Annotated in this window: 15 protein-coding genes and 3 pseudogenes; 5 read left to right on the forward strand and 13 right to left on the reverse strand. The window is 70.6% G+C overall.

Annotated features, from left to right (window positions below; all coding sequences use genetic code 11):
- Nucleotides 1–100 precede the first annotated feature (100 nt).
- Nucleotides 101–745 (forward strand): HNH endonuclease family protein, encoded by a 645-nt coding sequence (locus FB465_RS33095; protein ID WP_145796528.1) that lies wholly within the window; start codon nucleotides 101–103, stop codon nucleotides 743–745.
- A gap of 103 nt (nucleotides 746–848) precedes the next feature.
- Here FB465_RS33095 and FB465_RS33100 read toward each other — a convergent pair whose 3' ends face one another.
- Nucleotides 849–1,337 carry a glutathione peroxidase gene (locus FB465_RS33100; protein ID WP_145796530.1) on the reverse strand — a complete coding sequence of 163 codons (489 nt, stop codon included), beginning with the start codon at nucleotides 1,335–1,337 and terminating at the stop codon, nucleotides 849–851.
- Nucleotides 1,338–1,931: 594 nt separating this feature from the next.
- Between FB465_RS33100 and FB465_RS33105 the strand changes: the two genes are divergently transcribed.
- Both FB465_RS33105 and FB465_RS33110 read left to right on the forward strand, forming a co-directional pair.
- A complete protein-coding gene (locus FB465_RS33105; protein ID WP_145796532.1) occupies nucleotides 1,932–2,648 on the forward strand; it encodes a flavodoxin family protein in 717 nt (238 codons plus the stop codon).
- Nucleotides 2,649–2,951: 303 nt separating this feature from the next.
- Nucleotides 2,952–3,224, forward strand: coding sequence for a hypothetical protein (locus FB465_RS33110; RefSeq protein ID WP_145796534.1), 273 nt, complete (start codon nucleotides 2,952–2,954; stop codon nucleotides 3,222–3,224).
- A gap of 10 nt (nucleotides 3,225–3,234) precedes the next feature.
- Here the strand turns inward: FB465_RS33110 and FB465_RS33115 are convergent, their stop codons facing one another.
- From FB465_RS33115 to FB465_RS33125, 3 genes are all read right to left on the reverse strand, one after another.
- A complete protein-coding gene (locus tag FB465_RS33115) occupies nucleotides 3,235–3,975 on the reverse strand; it encodes an alpha/beta hydrolase (RefSeq protein ID WP_145796536.1) in 741 nt (246 codons plus the stop codon).
- Between the two features lie 175 nt (nucleotides 3,976–4,150).
- On the reverse strand, nucleotides 4,151–5,347 hold the full coding sequence (locus tag FB465_RS33120; RefSeq protein ID WP_145791507.1) for an IS110 family RNA-guided transposase: 1,197 nt from the start codon (nucleotides 5,345–5,347) through the stop codon (nucleotides 4,151–4,153).
- Nucleotides 5,348–5,608: 261 nt separating this feature from the next.
- Nucleotides 5,609–6,895, reverse strand: a complete 1,287-nt coding sequence (locus FB465_RS33125) for an MFS transporter (RefSeq protein WP_246193026.1) — start codon at nucleotides 6,893–6,895, stop codon at nucleotides 5,609–5,611.
- A gap of 559 nt (nucleotides 6,896–7,454) precedes the next feature.
- Between FB465_RS33125 and FB465_RS33130 the strand changes: the two are divergent.
- A pseudogene (locus tag FB465_RS33130) lies at nucleotides 7,455–7,894 on the forward strand (flavodoxin family protein); the annotation flags it as partial.
- A gap of 150 nt (nucleotides 7,895–8,044) precedes the next feature.
- Here the strand turns inward: FB465_RS33130 and FB465_RS33135 are convergent.
- The 6 genes from FB465_RS33135 to FB465_RS33160 all read right to left on the reverse strand — a co-directional run bounded on the left by FB465_RS33135 (nucleotide 8,045) and on the right by FB465_RS33160 (nucleotide 16,482).
- Entirely contained in the window at nucleotides 8,045–10,537 is a 2,493-nt protein-coding gene (locus FB465_RS33135; RefSeq protein WP_425461229.1) for a SpoIIE family protein phosphatase, read from the reverse strand.
- 78 nt (nucleotides 10,538–10,615) lie between these two features.
- Nucleotides 10,616–11,668, reverse strand: coding sequence for an ABC transporter permease (locus tag FB465_RS33140; RefSeq protein WP_145796537.1), 1,053 nt, complete (start codon nucleotides 11,666–11,668; stop codon nucleotides 10,616–10,618).
- Nucleotides 11,661–13,208, reverse strand: a complete 1,548-nt coding sequence (locus tag FB465_RS33145) for a sugar ABC transporter ATP-binding protein (protein ID WP_145796539.1) — start codon at nucleotides 13,206–13,208, stop codon at nucleotides 11,661–11,663. The genes FB465_RS33140 and FB465_RS33145 overlap by 8 nt, the downstream gene beginning before the upstream one ends.
- A 22-nt stretch (nucleotides 13,209–13,230) precedes the next feature.
- Complete coding sequence (locus FB465_RS33150) at nucleotides 13,231–14,262, reverse strand: sugar ABC transporter substrate-binding protein (protein WP_145796541.1); 1,032 nt, start codon at nucleotides 14,260–14,262, stop codon at nucleotides 13,231–13,233.
- A 52-nt stretch (nucleotides 14,263–14,314) separates the two neighbouring features.
- A complete protein-coding gene (locus tag FB465_RS33155) occupies nucleotides 14,315–15,118 on the reverse strand; it encodes an SDR family NAD(P)-dependent oxidoreductase (protein ID WP_145796542.1) in 804 nt (267 codons plus the stop codon).
- Nucleotides 15,115–16,482: an enolase C-terminal domain-like protein gene (locus tag FB465_RS33160; RefSeq protein WP_246193027.1), complete on the reverse strand. Its 1,368-nt coding sequence runs from the start codon at nucleotides 16,480–16,482 to the stop codon at nucleotides 15,115–15,117. Before FB465_RS33160 ends, FB465_RS33155 begins: the two co-directional genes overlap by 4 nt.
- Nucleotides 16,483–16,612: 130 nt before the next feature.
- Here FB465_RS33160 and FB465_RS33165 point away from each other — a divergent pair, with 130 nt between their 5' ends.
- Entirely contained in the window at nucleotides 16,613–17,299 is a 687-nt protein-coding gene (locus tag FB465_RS33165; protein ID WP_281292394.1) for a FadR/GntR family transcriptional regulator, read from the forward strand.
- An 83-nt stretch (nucleotides 17,300–17,382) separates the two neighbouring features.
- On the opposite strand, the gene FB465_RS33170 is transcribed toward FB465_RS33165, so the two are convergent.
- The 3 genes and pseudogenes from FB465_RS33170 to FB465_RS33180 all read right to left on the reverse strand — a co-directional run.
- Complete coding sequence (locus tag FB465_RS33170) at nucleotides 17,383–18,390, reverse strand: LacI family DNA-binding transcriptional regulator (RefSeq protein WP_211785913.1); 1,008 nt, start codon at nucleotides 18,388–18,390, stop codon at nucleotides 17,383–17,385.
- A 121-nt stretch (nucleotides 18,391–18,511) separates the two neighbouring features.
- Nucleotides 18,512–19,993, reverse strand: a pseudogene (locus FB465_RS33175) (GH1 family beta-glucosidase).
- Nucleotides 19,990–20,658, reverse strand: a pseudogene (locus FB465_RS33180) (extracellular solute-binding protein); the annotation flags it as partial. The pseudogenes FB465_RS33180 and FB465_RS33175, both read right to left, overlap by 4 nt.
- Nucleotides 20,659–20,810 lie beyond the last annotated feature (152 nt).

Genomic DNA, 20,810 nt, shown 5'->3' on the forward strand with positions numbered 1-20,810 from the left:
CAGGGGTCTACCCGCGTAAACCTCCAGCGCGGCATGCTGGTTGCCCGCTCGGGCCTCCTGCCCGGCGCCTGTCCGGTTGCCCCGCACCCTGGAGTTCCGCATGCCCGAGATACGTCTGTTCCGCCGTGCCGCCGCCGGTCTCGGCGCCACCCTGCTCGCCGCCGGCGCCCTGCTGACCAGCGCAGGCACCGCCCAGGCGGCCCTGCCGACCCCGGTCTCCACCGCCACCGCGAAGACCTACCTGGCCTCCCTCACCGTCGCGGCCGAGTCGCACACCTCCACCTACGACCGGACGCTGTTCCCCACCTGGATCACCATCTCCGGCACCTGCAACACCCGCGAGACGGTCATCAAGCGCGACGGCACCAACGTGGTCGTCAATTCCGCCTGCACGGCCACCAGCGGCAGTTGGTACTCCCAGTACGACAGCGTGACCACGACCGACGCCTCCACCTTCGACATCGACCACCTCGTCCCGCTCGCCGAGGCCTGGCGCTCGGGCGCCTGGGCGTGGACGACCGACCAGCGCAAGGCCTTCGCCAACGACGTGACCCGGCCGCAGCTGATCGCGGTCTCCGCGAGCTCCAACCGTTCCAAGGGCGACCAGGACCCGGCCGACTGGCTGCCGCAGGCCTCGTACCAGTGCACCTACACGCGCGCCTGGGTGCAGGTGAAGTACTACTACGGCCTGAGCGTGGACAGCACGGAGAAGGCCGCGCTCACCTCGCTGCTCAACGGCTGCTGAACCCTGCTCGACGGCTGGTGAAACGATTCGGCCGCTCCCCGGGGAGGGTCAGTACCCCGGGGAGCGGCCGATGCGCCTCAGGCGATCCGCCCGGCCTCGCGCGTCACGCGGGCAGCTGGGCCTCGATGGCCGCGATGACCTCGTCCGCCTCCGGCTCGATCTGCGGGCGGATCCGGGCCGCGACGGTGCCGTCCGGCGAGATCAGGAACTTCTCGAAGTTCCACGTCACATCGCCGGCCTCGCCCTCGGCGTCGGCCGCCTTGGTCAGCTCGGCGTAGAGCGGGTGCCGGTCGTCGCCGTTGACGTCGATCTTCTCGAAGAGCGGGAAGGAGACGCCGTAGGTGGTGGAGCAGAAGGTCTGGATCTCCTCGGCACTGCCCGGCTCCTGGCCCAGGAACTGGTTGCACGGGAAGCCGAGGACGCTGAAGCCACGGTCGGCGTAGCGCTGCTGCAGGCGCTCCAGGCCCGCGTACTGCGGGGTCAGCCCACATTTCGAGGCCACGTTGACCAGGAGCAGGGCCTTGCCCTTGTAGTCGGCGAGTGAGGCGGGCTCGCCGGACAGGGTGCGCAGCGGGATGTCGTACAGGCTCACGGGGGTTCCCTTCGGGGGGCGGATGTCACCGAAGCGCACAACCCTACGCACGCCCCCGATGTTCCCGGCGCTGCCCCCGCTGCCCCTCCGGCCCCGCTGCCCCTCCGGCCCCGCTGCCCCCGCGGCCGCGCTGCGCCGCCCCGGGCCTGCCGGTCGGCGCGGTAACGAGCGGTTCGTGCCCTGATGATCTCACCCTTCTGCCACTGTCGGCCGGGCCACGCGAGACACGGCCGTACGGTGCCGCCCGCAGGGGCGGGCCGAGGGTCCGGCGTACGTCGGCGGTCGTCGGGCGGGCGGAGGTGGGCGGCGGGTTCGGGTATCGGGTGAAGATCAGCCCGCCGATCATGGTGACAGCGGCGGAATGGTGGGCCGGGCTGCCTCGTCCGCGTAGTAGGCGCGGCGCCGGACGGGACGGATCAGGCATGTGGCCCAGTCCCGGGAGCGGTCGGGAGCCTGTCCTGGTGGAGTGGGATGACGGCCTCCCCGTCCAGCCCCTGCCGAGGAGGACGGGTGCTCGCAGCGGGAGAGGGATCCGGTTCATCATCCCGGGCGGGCGGCACTCACCGCGCACAGCGTCCTGAACGGGATACCTCCATGGCAGACACGACTGCGACCTACGACGACCTGCACGCGCTGGTCATCAACTGCACGCTCAAGCGTTCGCCGGAGCGCAGCCACACACAGGGTCTGATCGACATCAGCACCGGCATCATGGAGCGCCAGGGCGTCCAGGTAGAAGTCCTGAGAGCAGTGGATATCGACATCGCGACCGGTGTGTGGCCGGACATGACCGAGCACGGGTGGGAGACGGACGAGTGGCCCGTCATCTACTCGAAGGTGATGGCAGCCGACATCCTTACGCTGGCGGGACCTGTGTGGTTGGGGGACAACTCCTCGGTGATGAAGCAGGTCATCGAGCGGCTCTATGCCTGCTCGTCGATCCTCAACTCCGAAGGTCAGTACGCCTATTACGGCCGTGTCGGCGGCTGTCTGATCACCGGCAACGAGGACGGCGCCAAGCACTGCGCGATGAACGTGATCTACAGCCTCCAGCACCTCGGTTACACCATCCCCCCGCAGGCCGACGCCGGCTGGGTCGGCGCCGCCGGCCCGGGGCCGTCCTACCTCGACCCCGGCTCGGGCGGCCCGGAGAACGACTTCACCAACCGCAACACCACCTTCATGACCTGGAACCAGCTCCACCTGGCCCGCCTGCTCAAGGACGCCGGTGGCATCCCCGCCCACGGCAACCAGCGCTCCGAGTGGGACGCCGGCTGCCGCTTCGACTTCGAGAACCCCGAACACCGTTGACCGCAGTGCAGCCTGTAGCTGCCCGCCCGCCGGCGTTCTCAGGCGACACCCGCCACCGCGACGAGGCCCGAAAAAGACAAGGGCATCGGCTGGGGCGGACGCGGGGAAGGAGGCCCTCCACCCGGCAAGCTGCGATGAGACTTCCCAAGTAGCCCTGCGTGGTCATCGCCACGGCCTGTGACCAGCGTTCGGTGTGGAATTTGGCGTGGTGCTCCAGGTTGCGCTTGGTTCGCAGACGGTCGGCAGACGAGACGGCCGGACGGATCGTGATGGGGTGTGGTCGGCCGACAGCGTGCTCGCTCAATGACAGCGCCGACGATCGACCTGCCGAGGTGTTCCGTAAGGGGAATCCCGGCGATCCGCAAGGTACCGGCCGAGTTCCTCACGGCGTGGGCCCAACCGATGGAGGCGCTGGTGGCCGAGCGCCGCCCCGACCGGCCGGTTCCGCCGATGGCCGGTACCGCCGCGATCGGGGCGGTCGTGCATCTGCCGGCCACCGCCATCGAGGAGGGCCGGGACTTGTCCTCGATGAGCGGCATCCTGGCCGACTCCGCCTACCGTCTGCTGCTGGCCTGACGGCCCGGTCTCACTTCAGGTGCCGGGCGAAGAACCGGGCCCCGGCGTCGAGCTCGAACCACGGGGTGCCGGTGTGTCCGCCCATATTGGCGTGCAGCGTCTTCTCCTTGGTGCCGAAGGCGTCGAACAGGTCCAGGGCCGCCGCCTGCCGGTTGTTCCCTTCGTCGTCCCACTGCAGCAGGACCTGCAGCGGAATGGTGACCTGGCGGGCCTCCTCGAACATGGCGGCGGGCACGAGACTCCCGGCGAAGAGTCCGGCGGCCGAGATGCGCGGCTCGACCACCGCCAGCCGGATGCCGATGGAGATCACTCCCCCCTCGTACCCGACCGGGCCGCCGATCTCGGGCAGCGAAAGGAGGGCGTCCAGGGTGGCCTGCCATTCCGGGACCGCCTTGTCGACCAGCGGGAGGATGAGGGCGTCGACGATCTCGTCGCTGACCGGCTCGTCGGCCTCCATCGCCCGGCGCAGGCCGGCGCGGGCCTGCTCGGCGGCGGCCCAACGGGGACGGTCACCGCTCCCGGGGAGCTCGATGGTGGCCGCGGCGAAGCCGTACTCCGCCGCGTAGTACCGGGCCCGCCCCGCCAGCCGGGGGTACATCTTGTGCAGTCCGAGCGGAGGGTGGCCGATCAGGATCAGCGGTGCCGGTGCGGATGAGGATGCGGGCGTCCACAGGATGCCGGGGATCTCGCCGAGGGTGAATTCGCGTTCGAGGACGCCGTCGTCGAGGCGCTGTTCAGAAGTGAATTGCATGGTCGTGCCTTTCGGGAGTGCTCTTGAACGGCGCTCCCGGACGACCTATCGCCCGACCGTGAGGCCTTGGCGGCGAGCGCCTCTGCGTGCCGGAACAATGCGGCTACGGCGAGCGACGCAACCGCAGAGCCACGCTCCATCGCCTCGCGGTGATCGACGCTTCCTAATGTCGTTGTCAAGCCGTCTCGGTCACTGGGGGTGTGATGTGGTAGCACCGTCGGTCACGGATCAGCGCCCACAGGACATTGACCCGTCGGCGGGCCAGGGCCATCACGGCCTGGACATGCTTCTTCCCCTCGGCGCGCTTCCGGTCGTAGAACACCCGCGAGTTCGGATCACAGCGGATGCTCACCAACGCCGAGGTATAGAAGACCCGTTGGAGCCTGCGGTGGTAGACGGTCGGCCGATGCAGGTTGCCACTGACCTTGCCCGAGTCGCGTGGCGCCGGGGCGACACCGGCGAAGGCCGCCAAAGCGTCCGGCGAGGCGAAGCCATCCAGGCTGCCGCCGACTCCGGCCAGGAACTCGGCGCCGAGCACGGCGCCGATGCCGGGGACGCTCTCGACTATCTCGGCGAGTTCGTGCTCGCGAAACCGGCCCTCGATGAGCTTGTCCATCTCGGTGATCTGCTCGTTGAGGGCCATCACCCCCTCGGCCAGAGTGTGGACCAGCCTGGCGATGGTCTTCTCCCCGGGGACGGAGGTGTGCTGGCGCTGGGCGGCCTCGACGGCCGCTTCGGCCAGGGCTCTGGCATTGCGGACCTTACGGTTGGCCAGCCACTTGGTCAGCCGCGCGACGCCGACGCGGCGGATCGCGGCCGGCGTCTGATGCTCGGTCAGCAGCTTGAGCGGACCGAGGTTGGTCACATCCAGGGCCCGCTCCAGGGACGGGAACATGCTCAGCAGGGTGCCGCGCAGACGGTTGACGGCGCGGGTGCGGTCCTCGACCAGGTCGGCACGGCGGCCGGTCAGCAGCTTGAGCTCGATCGCGGCCTCGTCGCCGGGACGGATGGGCTGCAGATCGCGGCGCATCCTGGCCTGGTCGGCGATCACGTAGGCGTCGCGGGCGTCGGTCTTGCCTTCCCCGCGGTAGCCGTCGGACGCGCGGTTCACCAGGCGGCCGGGGATGTACAGGACCTCCTGGCCGTGGGCGACGAGCAGGCTCAGCAGCAGGGCGGGTTCCCCGCCGGTCATGTCGATCGCCCAGGTCACCTGGTCGCCGCCGGCCAGGGCGAGGACGTCGCCGATCAGCTGCAGCAGCTCGGGCTCGTCGTTGGCGACCCGCCGCGACATCAGGGTCTTGCCCTCGGTGTCCAGGGCCAGGCCGTGGTGGTGGCCTTTGCCGCTGTCGATCCCCGCCCATATCCGGCTCATCGTGCTCCTGACGTGCGTGTTCGTTCTGTTCGTACCACGGACGACCTCGCCGGCATTGCTCTACTCAGCGACTTGCTCGCACTTCCTAATCGGCGGCCGAGTCGTCGTGGGGTGCTGGGCGGCGAAGCGTCGTATGCCACGAGACGGCAGCCGCCTGATAGCCACACCCAGCACCCCTGGGCGACCCAACCTTACGAGTGGCTCGATCAACCCAGCTCAGAAGGTAGAGCCGCCTGAGTTGCGCGCATGGTTCCTTCCCGGTCACCAGCGCGACTTTGTGCTCTGCCCCACCGGCTGAGCCACCTCCTGCACGGGATGGGCCGCCTCCACCTCCGGCGCGGCGGGCCGGCCAGGCGCGGCGGCCAACCGGAGCAGGCTCGCCCGCCGCTGAAGCGCGCCGAGGCCGGTCGCCGCCCCGCCGAGCGCGACCCAGCCCAGCGGTCCCGCGGTCATCACCACCCCGGTCAGAAGCAGCGGGCCGAGCGACTTCTGCACCGACTGCGCCATCCCGGCGGCTCCCAGGTAGGAGGCGCGGGCGCGCGGCGGTGCCAGGCTCACCGCCAGCTCCCAGGAGCTGACCGAGCGCAGCAGTTCGGCCATGGTGACCAGGACGGCGGCGGCCAGCAGCGCCGCGGAGGCCGCCAGGGCGCCGCCGCCGGTCGCGGCGGCCAGCAGCAGGCAGGCCGTGAGCAGCGTCAGCCCGTACCAGCGCAGTGCCTTGACGGCTCCGCGCGGCCCCTCGGCCCAGGCGGAGACACGCAGTTGGAGCACCACCACGAGGACGGTGTTGAGCACCAGGAAGGCGGGGACCAGGGCGGGCGGCGCCCCGGTGCGATGGACCAGCCACAGCGGCAGGCCCACGTTGAGGACCGAGTCGTCCAGGTTGAGCGGGATGTCGAGCAGGACGAACAGCAGGTAGCCGCGGTCGCGCCAGGGGCTGGGCGCGGCCACCGCCGCGCCGTCCGGCTCCGCCCCGGTGCCGTCCGGCTGCCGGGCCACCACCAGGCCGTGCCCGGCCGGCTCGTCGGTGCGGCGGACGAGCGCGGCGGCCAGGACGAAGGAGAGGCCGTTGGCGACGATCAGCGTGCGGTACGCGTCGGCGGTGCCGACCGCCAGCCCGAGCGCCGCGAGGCCGGCGCCGAGCGCGTAGCCGGCGTTGGCAACGCTGCGGAACAGCGCCTGGTAGGCACCCCGGTGCTCGCCCGCGACGCGGGTGGCGAAGAGCATCTCCAGTGTCTTGGCCGCCCGTTCGCCGAGGCAGGTGAGGGCCACCACGACCAGGAGCACGGCGAACCGGTCCACCACCAGCAGCACCGCCATGGTTCCGAGGCGCAGCAGGTGGCAGGTGATCAGCAGGTCGCGGACCGGGAGCCGTTCGGCCGCCCGGCCGGCCAGCGGGGAGCCGGCGATCCCGGCCACCGCGCCGATGCCGAGCAGCAGGCCGAGTTGGCGGGCGTCGAGGCCGCGGACGAAGGTGAAGTACAGCACCGAGGCGGCCGACCAGACGCCAGTGCCGGTCCGGTCGACGAACTGGGAGAGCAGCATCATCCGCCCGTTCCGCCCGCCCGGCGGCCGCCGCAATTGTGCAACCAGTCCGTTCCCGCTCCGCCGCATGGCAAGCCCCGATCCGCTCTCGACATGAATCTCGACATCAAGATACTTTATGTCGAGATTCCTCGGAAGCAGTGGCCTTCGGTTGTCCAGGCGTCCCCGGTGAGCCAGGTAAGGAGTTCACTGAGTAGCTCGCCTGGTCGGCTGTTCCACGGGACCGGGTCGTGCGTGTGGACTGTGAGCTCCAAGCTTCGGCTGAACGTGGTGGCGCAGTAAGCCCGTCGGTCGGCGAGGTATGCGGCGGCAGCGATCCGTACGAGGTCGGCGACGGGCACTGGAAGCGGGCCGAGGAGGGTGAGGTCCCAGCCCAGATTCCCGACCCCTGCGGATGCGCGGGGGACGTACCCCGAGGTCACCACCTCCTTCGTCATCTTCCTCGACCCAGCGACCTGAGCGAAATGGTCGTCAGGGTGATCCCTGGTTCTCGGTGCGCGGTAGCAGGGCGCCGGCGCCTTTTCGCTTCTCCGCTGGTCAGATAGGGTGCCAGAGTGTCCCGCCGATCTGGTTGGGGGACAACTCCTCGGTGATGAAGCAGGTCATCGAGCGGCTCTATGCCTGCTCGTCGATCCTCAACTCCGAAGGTCAGTACGCCTATTACGGCCGTGTCGGCGGCTGTCTGATCACCGGCAACGAGGACGGCGCCAAGCACTGCGCGATGAACGTGCTGTACAGCCTGCAGCACCTGGGGTACGTGATCCCGCCGCAGGCGGACGCCGGCTGGGTGGGGGGGCGGGCCCGGGGCCGTCCTATCTCGACCCCGGCTCGGGTGGCCCGAGAACGACTTCACCAACCGCAACACCACCTTCATGACCTGGAACCAGCTCCACCTGGCCCGCCTGCTCAAGGACGCCGGTGGCATCCCCGCCCACGGCAACCAGCGCTCCGAGTGGGTCGCCGCGCTGCCGCTTCGACTTTGAGAACCCTGAACACAGATGAGACGCACGGCAGGCGTCGAAGGCCGGGCGACTTGCTGCCCGAGGCCCGGGTCATCCGCCGGCTCAGGGATAGTCGCTCTGCTCGCAGACTGCCCGGGCGGGGCCGCCGAGCGGCTGGCCCGGCGCGACCCGGCGCACCGCTGTCGCCCCGTCAGGCCGTGGTCGCCGCCGCGGTGGAAGCCGGAAGATCCTGTTCCGCCCAGATGAGTTTGCCGTCGGTGGTGTAGCGGTGGCCCCAGCGGCGGGTGAGTTGGGCGACCAGGAACAGGCCGCGACCGCCCTCGTCGGTGGTGCGGGCGTGGCGCAGCCGCGGTGAGGTGCTGCTGGCGTCGGACACCTCGCAGACCAGTACGGCGTGCCGGATCAGACGCAGACGGATCGGACCGCCGCCGTAACGGATGGCGTTGGTGACCAGTTCGCTGACGATGAGTTCCGTCGTCATCGCCAGGTCGACCAGGCCCCACCGGACGAGCTGTTGGACGGCCAGAGACCGGGTGTTCGCGACGACGGCCGGATCGGACGGCACATCCCAGGAGGCGACCTGATGGGCACCCAGGGCACGCGTGCGCGCGATCAGCAGGGCGACGTCATCGGACGGTGGACCGGTCAGCACGGTGTCGACCACCGCCCCGCACAGGGTGTCCAGCGGCAGGCCCGGCTGTGCGAGGGCGATGCTCAAGCGGGTCAGCCCCTCCTCGATGTCGTGGTCGAATGCCTCGACGAGCCCATCGGTGTAGAGGGCGATCAGGCTTCCCTCGGGCAGCTCCAGTTCGGCGGACTCGAAGGGCAGTCCTCCCAGACCGAGCGGCGGACCGGCAGGCAGGTCGAGGAAGGTGACGGTGCCGTCCGATGCGACCACCGCGGGCGGGGGGTGCCCGGCCCTGGCCATGGCGCACCGCCGCGTGACCGGATCGTAGACGGCGTAAAGGCAGGTGGCGCCCAGGACGGCCTGGGAGACGGCCTCGTCGTCGGGTTCTTCCTCCGTGAGGCGGATCACCAGGTCGTCGAGGCGGGCCAGCAGCTCATCGGGGTGCAGATCCATGTCGGCGAGCGTGTGCACGGCGGTGCGCAACCGCCCCATCGTGGCCGCGGCATTCATGCCGTGCCCGACCACGTCGCCGACGACCAGGGCGACCCGGGCGCCGGACAGCGGGATCACGTCGAACCAGTCCCCGCCCACTCCGTCCCGTACGTCCGCCGGGAGGTAGCGCGATGCCACCTCCAGGGCCGTCCCGCCGCTGAGCGTGTGCGGCAGCAGGCTGCGCTGGAGAGCGAGGGAGGCGGTGTGCTCGCGGGTGTACCGGCGTGCGTTGTCCACGTACACCGCGGCCCGCGCGACGAACTCCTCGGCGAGGAGCAGATCGTCCGGCTCGAAGGGAACCGGGTTCTGCGAGCGGGCGAAGGTGGCCAGACCGAGGACGACACCGCGCGCTCGCAGCGGCACGGTCATGAGTGAGTGAAAGCCGAACTCGCGGATCTTCGCCGCTCTGGCAGGATGCTCGATCGCCCACATACTGTCGGACGGATCCAGGGCCGGGGCCAGGAATGCCTCGCCCTCGATCAGGTAGTTGCCGTCGTGGGGTGGCACGACGTTGACAGGTTCTCCGAGCGCGGCGACCGCCTCGGGACAGCCTTCGCGGACCGACTGCAGCCCGGCACGCCGCATCGCGGGCCTGGCAGCGAGCGGACCCGGAGCCGGCTCGTCACCGTGCAGAACCGACTCCAGCAGGTCGACGGCGGTGAAGTCGGCGAGGCGCGGCACGGCGAAGTCGGCCAGCTCCTGGGCGGTGCGCATGATGTCCAGGGTGCTTCCGATACGCGCGCCGGCCTCGTTGAGCAGGGCCAGGCGCTCTCGCGCCTTCCACCGGTCGGTGACGTCCATGCCCATGTAGCACACGCCGAGCACGTTGCCGTCCCGGTCGGTGAGCCGGAAGAACGAGGTCGAGTACGAGTGCTGCCGGTGCGGATCCGCCCAGGTCCACCCCTGGTACTCGTAGTCGATCACCGGTTCGCCCGTCTCCAGCACCTTGTGCATCTGCGCCTCGAGCGCATCGGTGTTCAGGCCGGGCAGCGAGTCCCTCATCCGGTGTCCGAGCCGCTGGTCGCGAGGGATCCCGCCATAGCGTTCCAGGGTGTCGTTCATCCAGACGTACCGCAGATCCGGGCTGAGCACCGCCATGCCGATCGGCGAACGCGTCAGGAACCCTTCGAGTACGGAGCCGGTCACCGCCCAGGACGGCGTCTGCGCCAGGTCGACTGCGGAGACGAGCACGCAGTCGTGCCCGTCCAGGTCGAACAGCGACGAGACCCGCAGGCCGACCTCGATACGTCGGCCGTCGCGGTGCCTGACCGCGACCAGACCGCCCCAACCGCTCCCCGCACAGCACTGCTCGGCGACGCCCGCAACTTTCGCCATGTCCTCCGGTGTTGCCAGCAGCAGTGCGGCGGAGTGGTTGACCACCTCGGCGGCGGAATAGCCGAGAAGCTCCTCCGCGGACGCCGTCCAACCGATGACCGTGCCCGCCGCGTCGATCACTGCTGTTGCGGTATTCGCCATGTCGAACGGCCCGTGCACTCCGCTCGGCGTGACATCCCCGTCGGTGGACCTCGCGGTCGGCCCGCCTACGGCTGGCGTAAGGCGCATGACAATCCACTCCTCACCCCATTGTGATGCCTCGGGTTGCGGGCCCGCCAGGCACGTCCGGGCCCGCCTGGTGCGGCCCTAGTCCTGTGCCTCGCCGGTGGTGAGCCTGGTGACCAGCAGCGCGACCAGGATGATGCCGCCGTAGATCGCCTGGATCCAGAACGACGACACCTGGGCGAGGGTGAGCAGGTTCTCCAGCATGCCCAGCAGCAGGACCCCGAGCAGAGCGCCGAGGAGGGAGCCCTTGCCGCCGTTCAGGCTGATGCCTCCGATCACGGCGGCTGCGAAGACCGTGAAGATCGTGCCTTGGGCCTGGTTGGCGTTGACCGCGCCGACGCGTCCGGCGATGACCAGGCCCGCCACGGCGGAGAGAGCCCCTCCGATGACCAGGACGCTCCAGGCAACCCGCTCGACCCGGATGCCCGCCGCCCGCGCCGCCGGCGCGTTGCCGCCGATCGCGTACAGCGCCCGGCCCAGCCGGTGGTAGCGCAGAAACCATCCGGCGACGGCGAAGCAGAGCCCGGTCAGCCACACGGAGACGGGAACGCCCAGCCAGTCGCTGGACCCGAGGGTGAAGAAGGCGTTCGGGGCGTCGAAGAGCGTCTTCCCCGAGACCATGCCGACCAGGATTCCGCGCAGCACGATGTTCATCGCGAGAGTGACGATGAAAGCGTTGAGCCGGAGCTTGACGATCAGCAGGCCGTTGACGCCGCCGATAGCCGCACCGGCGAGGGGGATGACCAGCAGGCCCACCCAGGTGGGAAGTTCAGTGCCGAGGCCGGCCGAGGCGGCCGGGATGACGAGCATGAAACCGAGGGCGGGGGCGAGGCCGGCGATGGACTCCAACGACAGGTCCATCTTGCCGCTGATCAGGATCATGGCCTCGGCGAGCACCAGCAGGCCGAGGGCCGAGGAGGCCCCCAGGATGTTCACCAGGTTGTCCCGGTGAATGAAGTTGTCGTTGCTGAGTGCGCCGATGACCAGCAGCAGGATCACCGCGGGAAGCAGCGCCAGATCCCGGACCCTGCCGAGGGCGAGCCGGCGGAGGGGACCGAGGACGGTCCTGGTGGCGGCCGCCGAGCGGTCGGATGAGGCTCCGTCCCCGGCCGGGCGCGAGGGCACGTCATTCATGGCTGAGGGTGACCCCTTCGATGGAGGCGACCATCTCGTGGTCGGTCCAGCCGGCGGCATGTTCGGTGGTCAGAGTTCCCTTGAACATCACCAGGACGCGGTCGCAGACCCGCAGCTCCTCCAGCTGGTCGGAGGCGATGAGGACCGCGCGTCCTTCGGTCAGTGCCCGGTCGACGACCGAGAGCAGGGCGCGCCTGGACTTCACGTCGATGCCGGCCGTCGGGTTGATGAGGACCAGCACCTTCGGGTCGGTGGCCAGCGCCCGTGCCAGGACCACCTTCTGCTGATTGCCGCCGGACAGCCTGGTGACCGGCTGCGCTGGCCCGGTGGCTTTGATGTCGAGGTCGGCGATCGTCCGGCGGGCGAAGGCGTCCCGGGCCTTCGGGGTGATCATTCCCAGGGGGCCGAGCCGGTCGGTGATGGTCATGGAGGCGTTCTCGGCCACCGACAGATCGGGGACGAGCCCCTCGTAATGCCGGTCGCGTGGTACGAATCCGACGCCGGCGCGCAGCGCCGCCCAGGCGCTGCCCGGCTCCAACGGACGGCCCAGGATGCGGATCCGGCCGCCGGTCGGCCGGTGCAGCCCGGCCAGGGCCTCGGCGAGCTGGTGGCTGCCGGAGCCGGCGAGTCCGGCCAGGCCCACCGCTTCACCGGCCCGGACGGTGAGGCTGACCTCGCGGAAGGACGGGCCGCTGAGCCGGTCCACCTCCACCGCCAAGGGCGCGTCCGCCTTCGACGGACGCCCGACGGAGCCTGCCGCCGCCGCGGCGGCCGGCTCGCCGGTGATCTCCGCGATCAGCCTGGCCCTGGGCAGTTCGCCCACTGGCGCGGTTGTGATCCACCGGGCGTCGCGCAGGACGGTGACGACCTGGCAGACCTCGTAGATCTCCTCCAGGTGGTGCGAGATGTACAGGAAGGTCACCCCTGCCCGGTCGAGCCGCCGCATATGGCTGAAGAGGCGGTCGATGGCGCTGCTGTCCAGCCGGGCGGTCGGCTCGTCCAGGGCGATGAACCGGACGCCGCGCGAGAGCGACCGGGCGATCTCCACCAGCTGGGTGTCCTCGACGCTGAGCCGGCCGGCGAGCACGTTCACGTCCACCGGCACGTGCCACTCGTCCAGCACCTGGCGGGCGGCCCGGCGCATCCGCCGCCAGCTGATCACCGGGCCGAAGGTGGTGGGGTACCGGCCCAGGAACAGGTTCTCCGCCACGGTCAGATCGCCGAAGATCGTGGGCTTCTGGTGGACGCAGGCGACGCGGCGGTGCCAGGCGCCCCGGTCGGCGAGGGAAGGCGCGGGCGCGCCGTCGAAGCGGACCGTTCCGCTGTTCGGCCGGAGGAGTCCGGCCAGGACGGACACCAGGGTGGACTTGCCGGCGCCGTTGCGGCCGACGAGGGCGTGCGACTCGCCGGCCCGGATGGTGATCCGCACGTCGTCCAGTGCCACCGTGGGCCCGAAACGCTTGGTGATCCCGTGGGCCTCGACGAGGGGGCGGCCGGGCGCTGCCCGGTCCGAGGGCGGGGGAGTGGCCGACAGGTCCATCTGCTCTCCTCGGGGGCGGGCACTACTGGGAGCGGTTGCCCCAAAGAGCCGGGTCGTCGACGTTCTGCCTGGTCACCAGCGGTGCGGGGAGCTGGTCCTCGAGGATTCCGCCGGGCAGCGTGACGATGGTGCTGCCGTGGTCCGTCGGGCCCGGCTTGAAGCTCTCGCCCGCCATCGCCTTCTTGATGTAGGAGATGCCGTACTGGGCGTAGAGGTCGGCCGGCTGCGAGACGGTGGCGTCGATCTCGCCCTTGCGGATCGCGTCGAGCTCCTGAGGGACGCCGTCGTTGGAGGCGATGACGATGTGCCTGGGATCCCCGGCCGGGACCAGGGCGTTGTGACGGCTGAGGGTCTGCAGCGTGGGCGCCAGATAGACGCCGCCGGCCTGCATGTAGATGCCCTTGATGTCCGGGTTGGCCGTGTACAGCGCCTCCAGGCCGGCCGCCGCCTTGTCGGACTGCCAGTTCGCGGGGAGGTCCAGCACCTTGATGCCCGGGTGGTTCTTCGCCATGCACTCGTTGAACGCATCCGAGCGGTCCCGGCCGTTGACCGAGGCCAGGTCGCCCTGGATCTGTACCACCTTGCCGCTCTTCACGGCGTCACCGAGGTACCTGCACGCCTTCTCGCCGTATGCGCGGTTGTCCGCGCGAACCACCATGGCGACCTTCCCGCTGTCGGGCGCCACGTCGACCGCGACCACCGGCACGTGGCTGCGGTCGGCGGCCTTCAACCCGGCCACGATCGCCGCGGAGTCGAGCGGTGCGACCACGAGTCCCTTGACGTCCTGGGTGAGCAGGTTCTGGATGTCGGAGAGCTGCTTGCTCGGATCGGAGTTGGAATTGACCGTCGCGAGGGTGTCGACGCCTTGGGCGGCGGCCTGCTGCGGGACGGCGGTGTTGTACGCCTGCCAGAACGGCGAGGTCAGAAACGGCACTACCACGCCGACCTGCCCGGAGGAGGTTGCGCCTCCGCCGGTGGTGCTGCCGCCGCCGCAGCCTGCGGCGCCGCCGCAGGCGAGAGCGAGGACCGTTGCGGCGGTGGCGATGCGCTTCATGGTGCTCTGCTCCCGACATGTGCTGACAAGGTGCGGGTGATGGGTACCGCATTCACGGTTCGCGGTGCGCAGGCGCCTCCGGTCGAAGGCTTGCGGAGGGTCGTACCAGCAGGCCGGATATCCCGCCGTCCACGGCCAGAGCTGTGCCGGTGGTCGCCCCGGCCGACGGCCCGGCGAGGTAGGCGACGGCACTGGCCACCTGCTGGGCGGTCACCAGTCGGCCGCTCGGCTGACGGGCCTCGAGCGCGCGCCGCTCGGCTCCGGGATCGTCGGCCGCCGCGATCAGCCGGCCCACCCAAGGGGTGTCGACGGTTCCGGGATTGACGCAGTTGACGCGGATGCCCTCGTACAGGTGGTCGGCCGCCATCGCCAGGGTCAGCGCGAGTACGGCTCCCTTACTGGCGGAGTACAGCGCCCGCTGGGGCAGCCCGGTCGTCGCGGTGACCGAGCAGACGTTGACGATCGCCGGGTGGGCAGACCGGCGCAGGTGGGGCAGGGCCGCCCGGGTGGTGCGGACGATTCCGAGCACATTGACGTCCAGGACGTGATGCCACTCCTCTTCCGAGTTGTCCTCGACGGTGCCCTGGGCCCCGATGCCCGCGTTGTTGACCAGGACGTCCAGACCTCCGAGGTATTCGACCGCCTGGGCCGTGGCGTCGGCCACCGCTGCGGTATCCGCGACGTCGGCCTGGATCGCGTGCAGGTGCCCGGGTGCCTGCTCCGGGGACAGATCCAGGACGGCGATGCCGGCACCGCTCGCGGCCAGGGTTTCGGCGACGGCCAGGCCGATGCCCGACGCCCCGCCGGTGACGATCGCCGACAGCCCCTGGAACTCGAGCGCGCGACGCGCGTTCATTCGGACGCCTCCCCCGGGTGGACGTCTCCCGCGGGGGCACGGTCCCAGGCGGAACCGTGGGGGTAGGTGTACGCGCGCCGCGACTCGGGACGCATGGTCGCGCCGAACCCGGGCACGGTGGGGGCCGCGTACCGCCCCTTCCTGATCACCACCGGATCGGCGAAGTGCTCGTGGAGATGGTCCACGTACTCCAGGGTCCGGTCCTGGAGCGTGCCGGAGACCGCGAGGTAGTCGAACATCGCCAGGTGCTGGACGAGCTCGCAGAGCCCCAGGCCGCCCGCGTGCGGGCACACCGGAATGCCGAACTTCGCGGCGAGCAGTAGGATCGCCAGGTTCTCGTTGACCCCGCCGACCCGGCAGGCGTCCAGCTGGAGGATGTCGATCGCACCCGCCTGCAGCAGCTGTTTGAAGATCACCCGGTTGGCGGCGTGCTCCCCGGTCGCCACCTTCACCGGGGCCACCGCCCGGCGGATCGCAGCGTGCCCGAGGATGTCGTCCGGGCTGGTCGGCTCCTCGATCCAGTACGGGGCGAACTCGGCAAGACGGCCTGTCCATTCGATGGCCTCCGCCACGTCCCAGCGCTGGTTGGCGTCCAGGGCCATCCGGAAATCCGGGCCGATCACCTGGCGGGTGATCCGGCAGCGCCGGATGTCGTCGGCGAGCTCACCGCCGACCTTGATCTTGATCTGGGTGAAGCCGTCGGCGACGGCCCCGCCGGCCAGCGCTGCGAGCCTGTCGTCGGAGTAGCCGAGCCAGCCGGGGGAGGTGGTGTAGGCGGGGTAGCCGTCGGCGTGGAGCCGGGACTCGCGCTCGGCCTTGCCGGGCAGGGCACGGCGCAGGATGTCCAGGGCCTCGTCAGGGGTCAGCGCGTCGGTGAGGTACCGGAAGTCGAGGAGCGCCACGATCTGCTCGGGCGTGAGGTCGGAGAGTAGTTTCCAGAGCGGCTTGCCCTCGCGCTTGGCGTGCAGGTCCCAGACCGCGTTCACCACAGCCGCGACGGCCATGTGAATGACGCCCTTCTCGGGTCCCAGCCAGCGCAGCTGGCTGTCGCCGACCAGGATGCCGTAGAAGCCGCCGAGGTCGTCGAAGATCTCGTCCAGAGATCGGCCGATCACGAGAGGGCGGAGCGCGTCGATCGCCGCAACCTCGACCTCGTTGCCGCGGCCGATGGTGAAACAGAACCCGTGTCCTTCCGGGCTGTTCGCCGCATCGGTGCGGATGATCACATACGCCGCGGAGTAGTCCGGGTCGGAGTGCATCGCGTCCGAGCCCTCGAGCCGATGCGAGGTCGGGAAGCGGATGTCGTAGGTGTCGACGGCTGTGATCCGCGCCGGGGTTGCCCTCCGCGTCTTCGTCTGCGTCACCTGCCGGCTCATTCCTGACCACGCACCTGTCGTCCGGTGTCCTGATTTGTTCCTTTTTCCCACCATAGAAGATTTCTTGCGGGTGACTCCGAAATGCGCGGCGGTCGCATACTCGGGGGACGTCGGATCTATCAGGAGGCAAGCTGCGGCGGTCACCGATGAGGCCATCGGAAAGATCAAGGAGATGATCGTCTCCCGGGCCCTGCGGCCTGGGGACCGGCTGCCCAAAGAGGCCGATCTGGCGGCTGAACTCGGTTTGTCGCGCAACTCGTTGCGCGAGGTAGTGCGGGCCCTGTCGCTGCTGAACATCCTTGATGTCCGTCAGGGCGACGGCACGTATGTGAGCAGCCTGGAGCCGGAACTCCTCCTGGAAGCCGTCACCTTCATCCTGGACTTCCACCAGGACGACACGGTGATGCAGGCGTTCCAGGTCCGCGGGATCCTGGAGCCGACGGCGACCGCTCTCGCCGCCCAGTGCATCGGTGACGAGGAGTTGGCGGACCTGCGCGCCCTTCTCGACGGTCTGGGCGAGGAGCCCAGCATCGAGGAGCTGGTGGCCAACGATCTGGAGATCCACGGCAAGATCGCTGCGGCCTCGGGTATTCCGCTGTTGTGCTCCCTGTTGGAGACGATCTCCGGTCCGACGGTTCGGGCCCGGATCTGGCGCCGCATCACCCAGGAGGAGGCCCTGAAGCGGACAGCGGCCGAGCACCGCTCCATCCTGGAGGCCCTGGAGTTCCACGACGCGGAGACCGCACGAGCCTGGGCGACCGTCCATATCTCCAGTGTCACCCGTTGGCTCAGCGGCGCCCGGTGACGGGCACGGGCTGACCGGCCGAGACCTGTTCGCGGTGTCCTACGCGAGCAGATCTGGCGACTGCAGGGCAAGGCCTGATGGGTTCAGCCCGAGGCGCGGGGGACCAGCCGGGTGGGGAGCACGACCGACTCGCCGCGTACCGGGTTCTGCAGCAGCAGTTCCAGGGCACGCGACCCGAGTTCCTCGACCGGCTGCCGCACCGTGGTCAGCCCCGGGCGGGAGCGGGCCGCGACCGGTGCGTCGTCGAAGCCGATCACCGCCACGTCCTCGGGCACCCGGAGACCACGCCGCCGCAGCGCCCGGAGCGCCCCGGCAGCCATCTGGTCGGAGGCGACGAACACCGCGTCGAGATCGGGGCGTTGGTCGAGGAGCCGGTGCATCGCGTGCTCGCCGGAGGCGCTGCTGAAGTCCCCGTACGCCACGGCGGGCCGCACGGTCGGGCGGGCCTGGCGCACCACCTGGTGGTAGCCGGCCAACCGGTCCGCGCCGACGGCGGTGTCGGGCGGCCCGGCGACGGTCGCGACCGACCGGTGGCCGGACGCGCACAGCCGCTGCACCGCGTCCCGGGCACCGGTGAGGTTGTCGGCGTCCACGAAGGCCACCGCGCCCGGCTCCGGCGGGCGGCCCAGGGACACCACGGGCACCCCGGCAGCGTGCAGCAGCCGGGCGAGCGCGATGTCCCCCCACGGGCCGACCAGCAGGACACCGTCGGCGTGGCCGCCGCACAGGTAGCGCACCAGCGGCGCCCGGCGCGAGCGCCTGGGCACCGTGAAGACCGCCAACTCGCGGTCCGCGCCGGGCAGTGCTCGCCGTAGGCCGGAGAGCAGCCGGACGTGGAAGGCGTCCACGTGGTACTGGAGCGGGTCGGCGAAGACCACGACGGCCACCACCCCGGTGTCCCGGGTGCTGGGGGCCCGGCGCCGTACGTACGCCAGATCGTGCGCCGCGCTCTCCACCCGGGCGGCCAACTCGGCGGAGACCCGGGCGGAGCGGTTCAGCACCCGGGAGGCGGTCGCCGTGGAGACGCCGGCCCGGCGGGCGACCTCGGCCAGGGTGGGGGCGGATTCGGAACTGCGGGTCGACTGCGGCATGCGGGCCGTCCTGGATCGGTCCATGACAGGAAGAGACTGCGCGTCGGCCGTCACCCGCATCAGGCCACCCGCAAGCTTGGGCCGCCCGGCGATCAGCGTCAAGACATCTGACGCGAACCGCTCACCCCACCTCGGGCAGCGCGTTGCGCCGGATCACCTCCGCGTACCAGTGGGCGCTGTCCTTCGCGGTCCGCCGCTGGGTCGCGTAGTCCACGTGGTAGGCGCCGAAGCGCTTGGCGTAGCCGTACGCCCACTCGAAGTTGTCCATCAGCGACCGGAGGAAGTAGCCTCGCACGTCCGCCCCGGCGGTGATCGCAGCCTGGATAGCGGTCAGGTGTCCGTGCAGGTAGGCGATCCGTTCGGGATCGTGGACGGCGCCGTCCGGCGTCAGCCGGTCCTCGAAGGCCGCGCCGTTCTCGGTGACCAGCAGCGGCAGGCCGGGGTGGTCGCGGTGGACGGAGAGCAGCAGGCCGGTCAGGCCGGTCGGGTCGATCGGCCGGCCCATCGCGGTCACCTCGCCCGGCGCCCGGTGGAACAGCACGTCGTCGCTGCCCGGCCAGGGGGACTGCGCCCCCTGGCCGTGGCCGTCGTCGCGCGAGGTGCCGGCCGCCGCAGTGTGGCCCGGCGGCAGGGCGGAGACCACGGTGGGGGTGTAGTAGTTGACGCCCAGCAGGTCGATGGGCCGGGCGGTCTCGGCGAGCAGGTCGTCCGGGTAACTCCCCTCCAGGATGGGGCCGGTGAAGATGCGGTTGCCCACCGCGTCGATCCGCCGGGCGGCCTCGCGGTCTGCGGGCGACTCGCTGAGCGGCCGGACGGCGTGCAGGTTGAGCGAGGCGCCGATCCGGGCGTCGGCCGGCAGCGCGGCGCGCAGCGCCTCGACCGCGCGGCCGTGGCCGAGGTTGAGGTGGTGGGCGGCCCGCAGGGCGTCGGCCCAGTCGGTGCGGCCCGGGGCGTGCACGCCGGAGCCGTAGCCCAGGAAGGCCGAGCACCTGGGCTCGTTGAGGGTGATCCAGGTCGCGGCCCGATCGCCGAGGGCCTCCGCCACCAGCGCGGAGTACTCCGCGAAGCGGGCGGCGGTGTCCCGGGCGGGCCAGCTGCCCAGGTCCTCCAACTCCTGCGGCAGGTCCCAGTGGTAGAGCGTGACCGGGCGCGATGCCCTGCTCCACCAACTCGTCGGTCAGTCGGCGGTAGAGTCCACGCCCCGTTCCACCGCCGGGCCGCGCCCGGTCGGCTGCACCCGGGGCCAGGAGACCGAGAACCGGTAGGCGCCCAGGCCGAGATCGGCCATCAGCCGGACGTCCTCGCGGTAGCGTCGGAAGTGGTCGGTGGCGAGGTCCCCGGTGTCGCCGCCGGCCGTCCGGCCGGGGGTGCGACTGAAGGTATCCCAGATCGAGGGCGTTCGGCCGCCGATGTCGACGGAGCCCTCGATCCGGTAGGCCGCCGTCGCGGCACCCCAGACGAAGCCGGCGGGGAAGGCGGAGGCGGCGGTGCGGCTGGGCAGGGCGAGGAACGAGCCGCCCCAGTTGCCGGCCGCCGGCGGTGCGGCGATGTCCCACCTGCCCTTGTTGGCGTCCCCCGACTTGCCGGAGACGACGGCCGTCATCCAGGAGGGACAGGCGATGGCGGCGAACTTGGAGTTGGCGAGCCCTGGTTCCAAGGCGTGTCGAACTGCTTGAGCCCGGCGCTGACACCGGCCTGGGCGGCGCTGACCGCCAGGGCCCAGGCGGACTTGACCGAGGTGCTGTCCTTGTAGGCGAACTGTCCGCTGCTGTCGGCGTACTGGGTGGCGCTGGAGGAGACCCCGGCGCTGAAGAGGCCACTGGCGGAGTCGGTGAAGAAGGTGCCGGCGGGCGCCTTGGCCTGGTACTGCTTGCCGACCTCGACGAACTTGGCGCAGTCGCCTGGCCAGAGCTTGTCGACCAGGTCGCGGTCGCTGGGCAGCCCGGCCTGCTGGAAGAGGTCCTTGCGGTAGCAGACCGCCATAGGGCCGATGTCGGTGCCCAGAGCGATGGTGTGTCCGTCCGAGGTGGTGGCTTGCTGCCACTGCCAGGGCGGGAAGTCGCTCTGGCTGACACCGTCCGCCTTGCCGAGGTCGGTGAACTTGTCCGCCTGCTTCTTCACCACCTGGGCGATCCGGCCGACCTCGGTCGCCTGGATGTCGTCCAGACCATTGCCTGAGGCCAGATGGGTCTGGAGCGCGGGGTAGTAGTCGCCCTCCTGCTGGACGCTGTGCTCGACGATGGTGACGTTGGGGTGGGCCTGCTGGTAGGCGTTGAAGAGGCCGCCTCCTTGTAGCCGAAGGCGCCGAAGTCACCGGCGGTCAGCGTGTTCTTGCCGCCGGAGGCGCCGTCGCCGGCCGTGCTGGATCCCGAGCTGCTGCAGCCGCTGACCCAGCAGGGCGCTCAGGGCGAGGATCGATG

Source organism: Kitasatospora atroaurantiaca (assembly GCF_007828955.1).
GTDB lineage: Bacteria > Actinomycetota > Actinomycetes > Streptomycetales > Streptomycetaceae > Kitasatospora > Kitasatospora atroaurantiaca.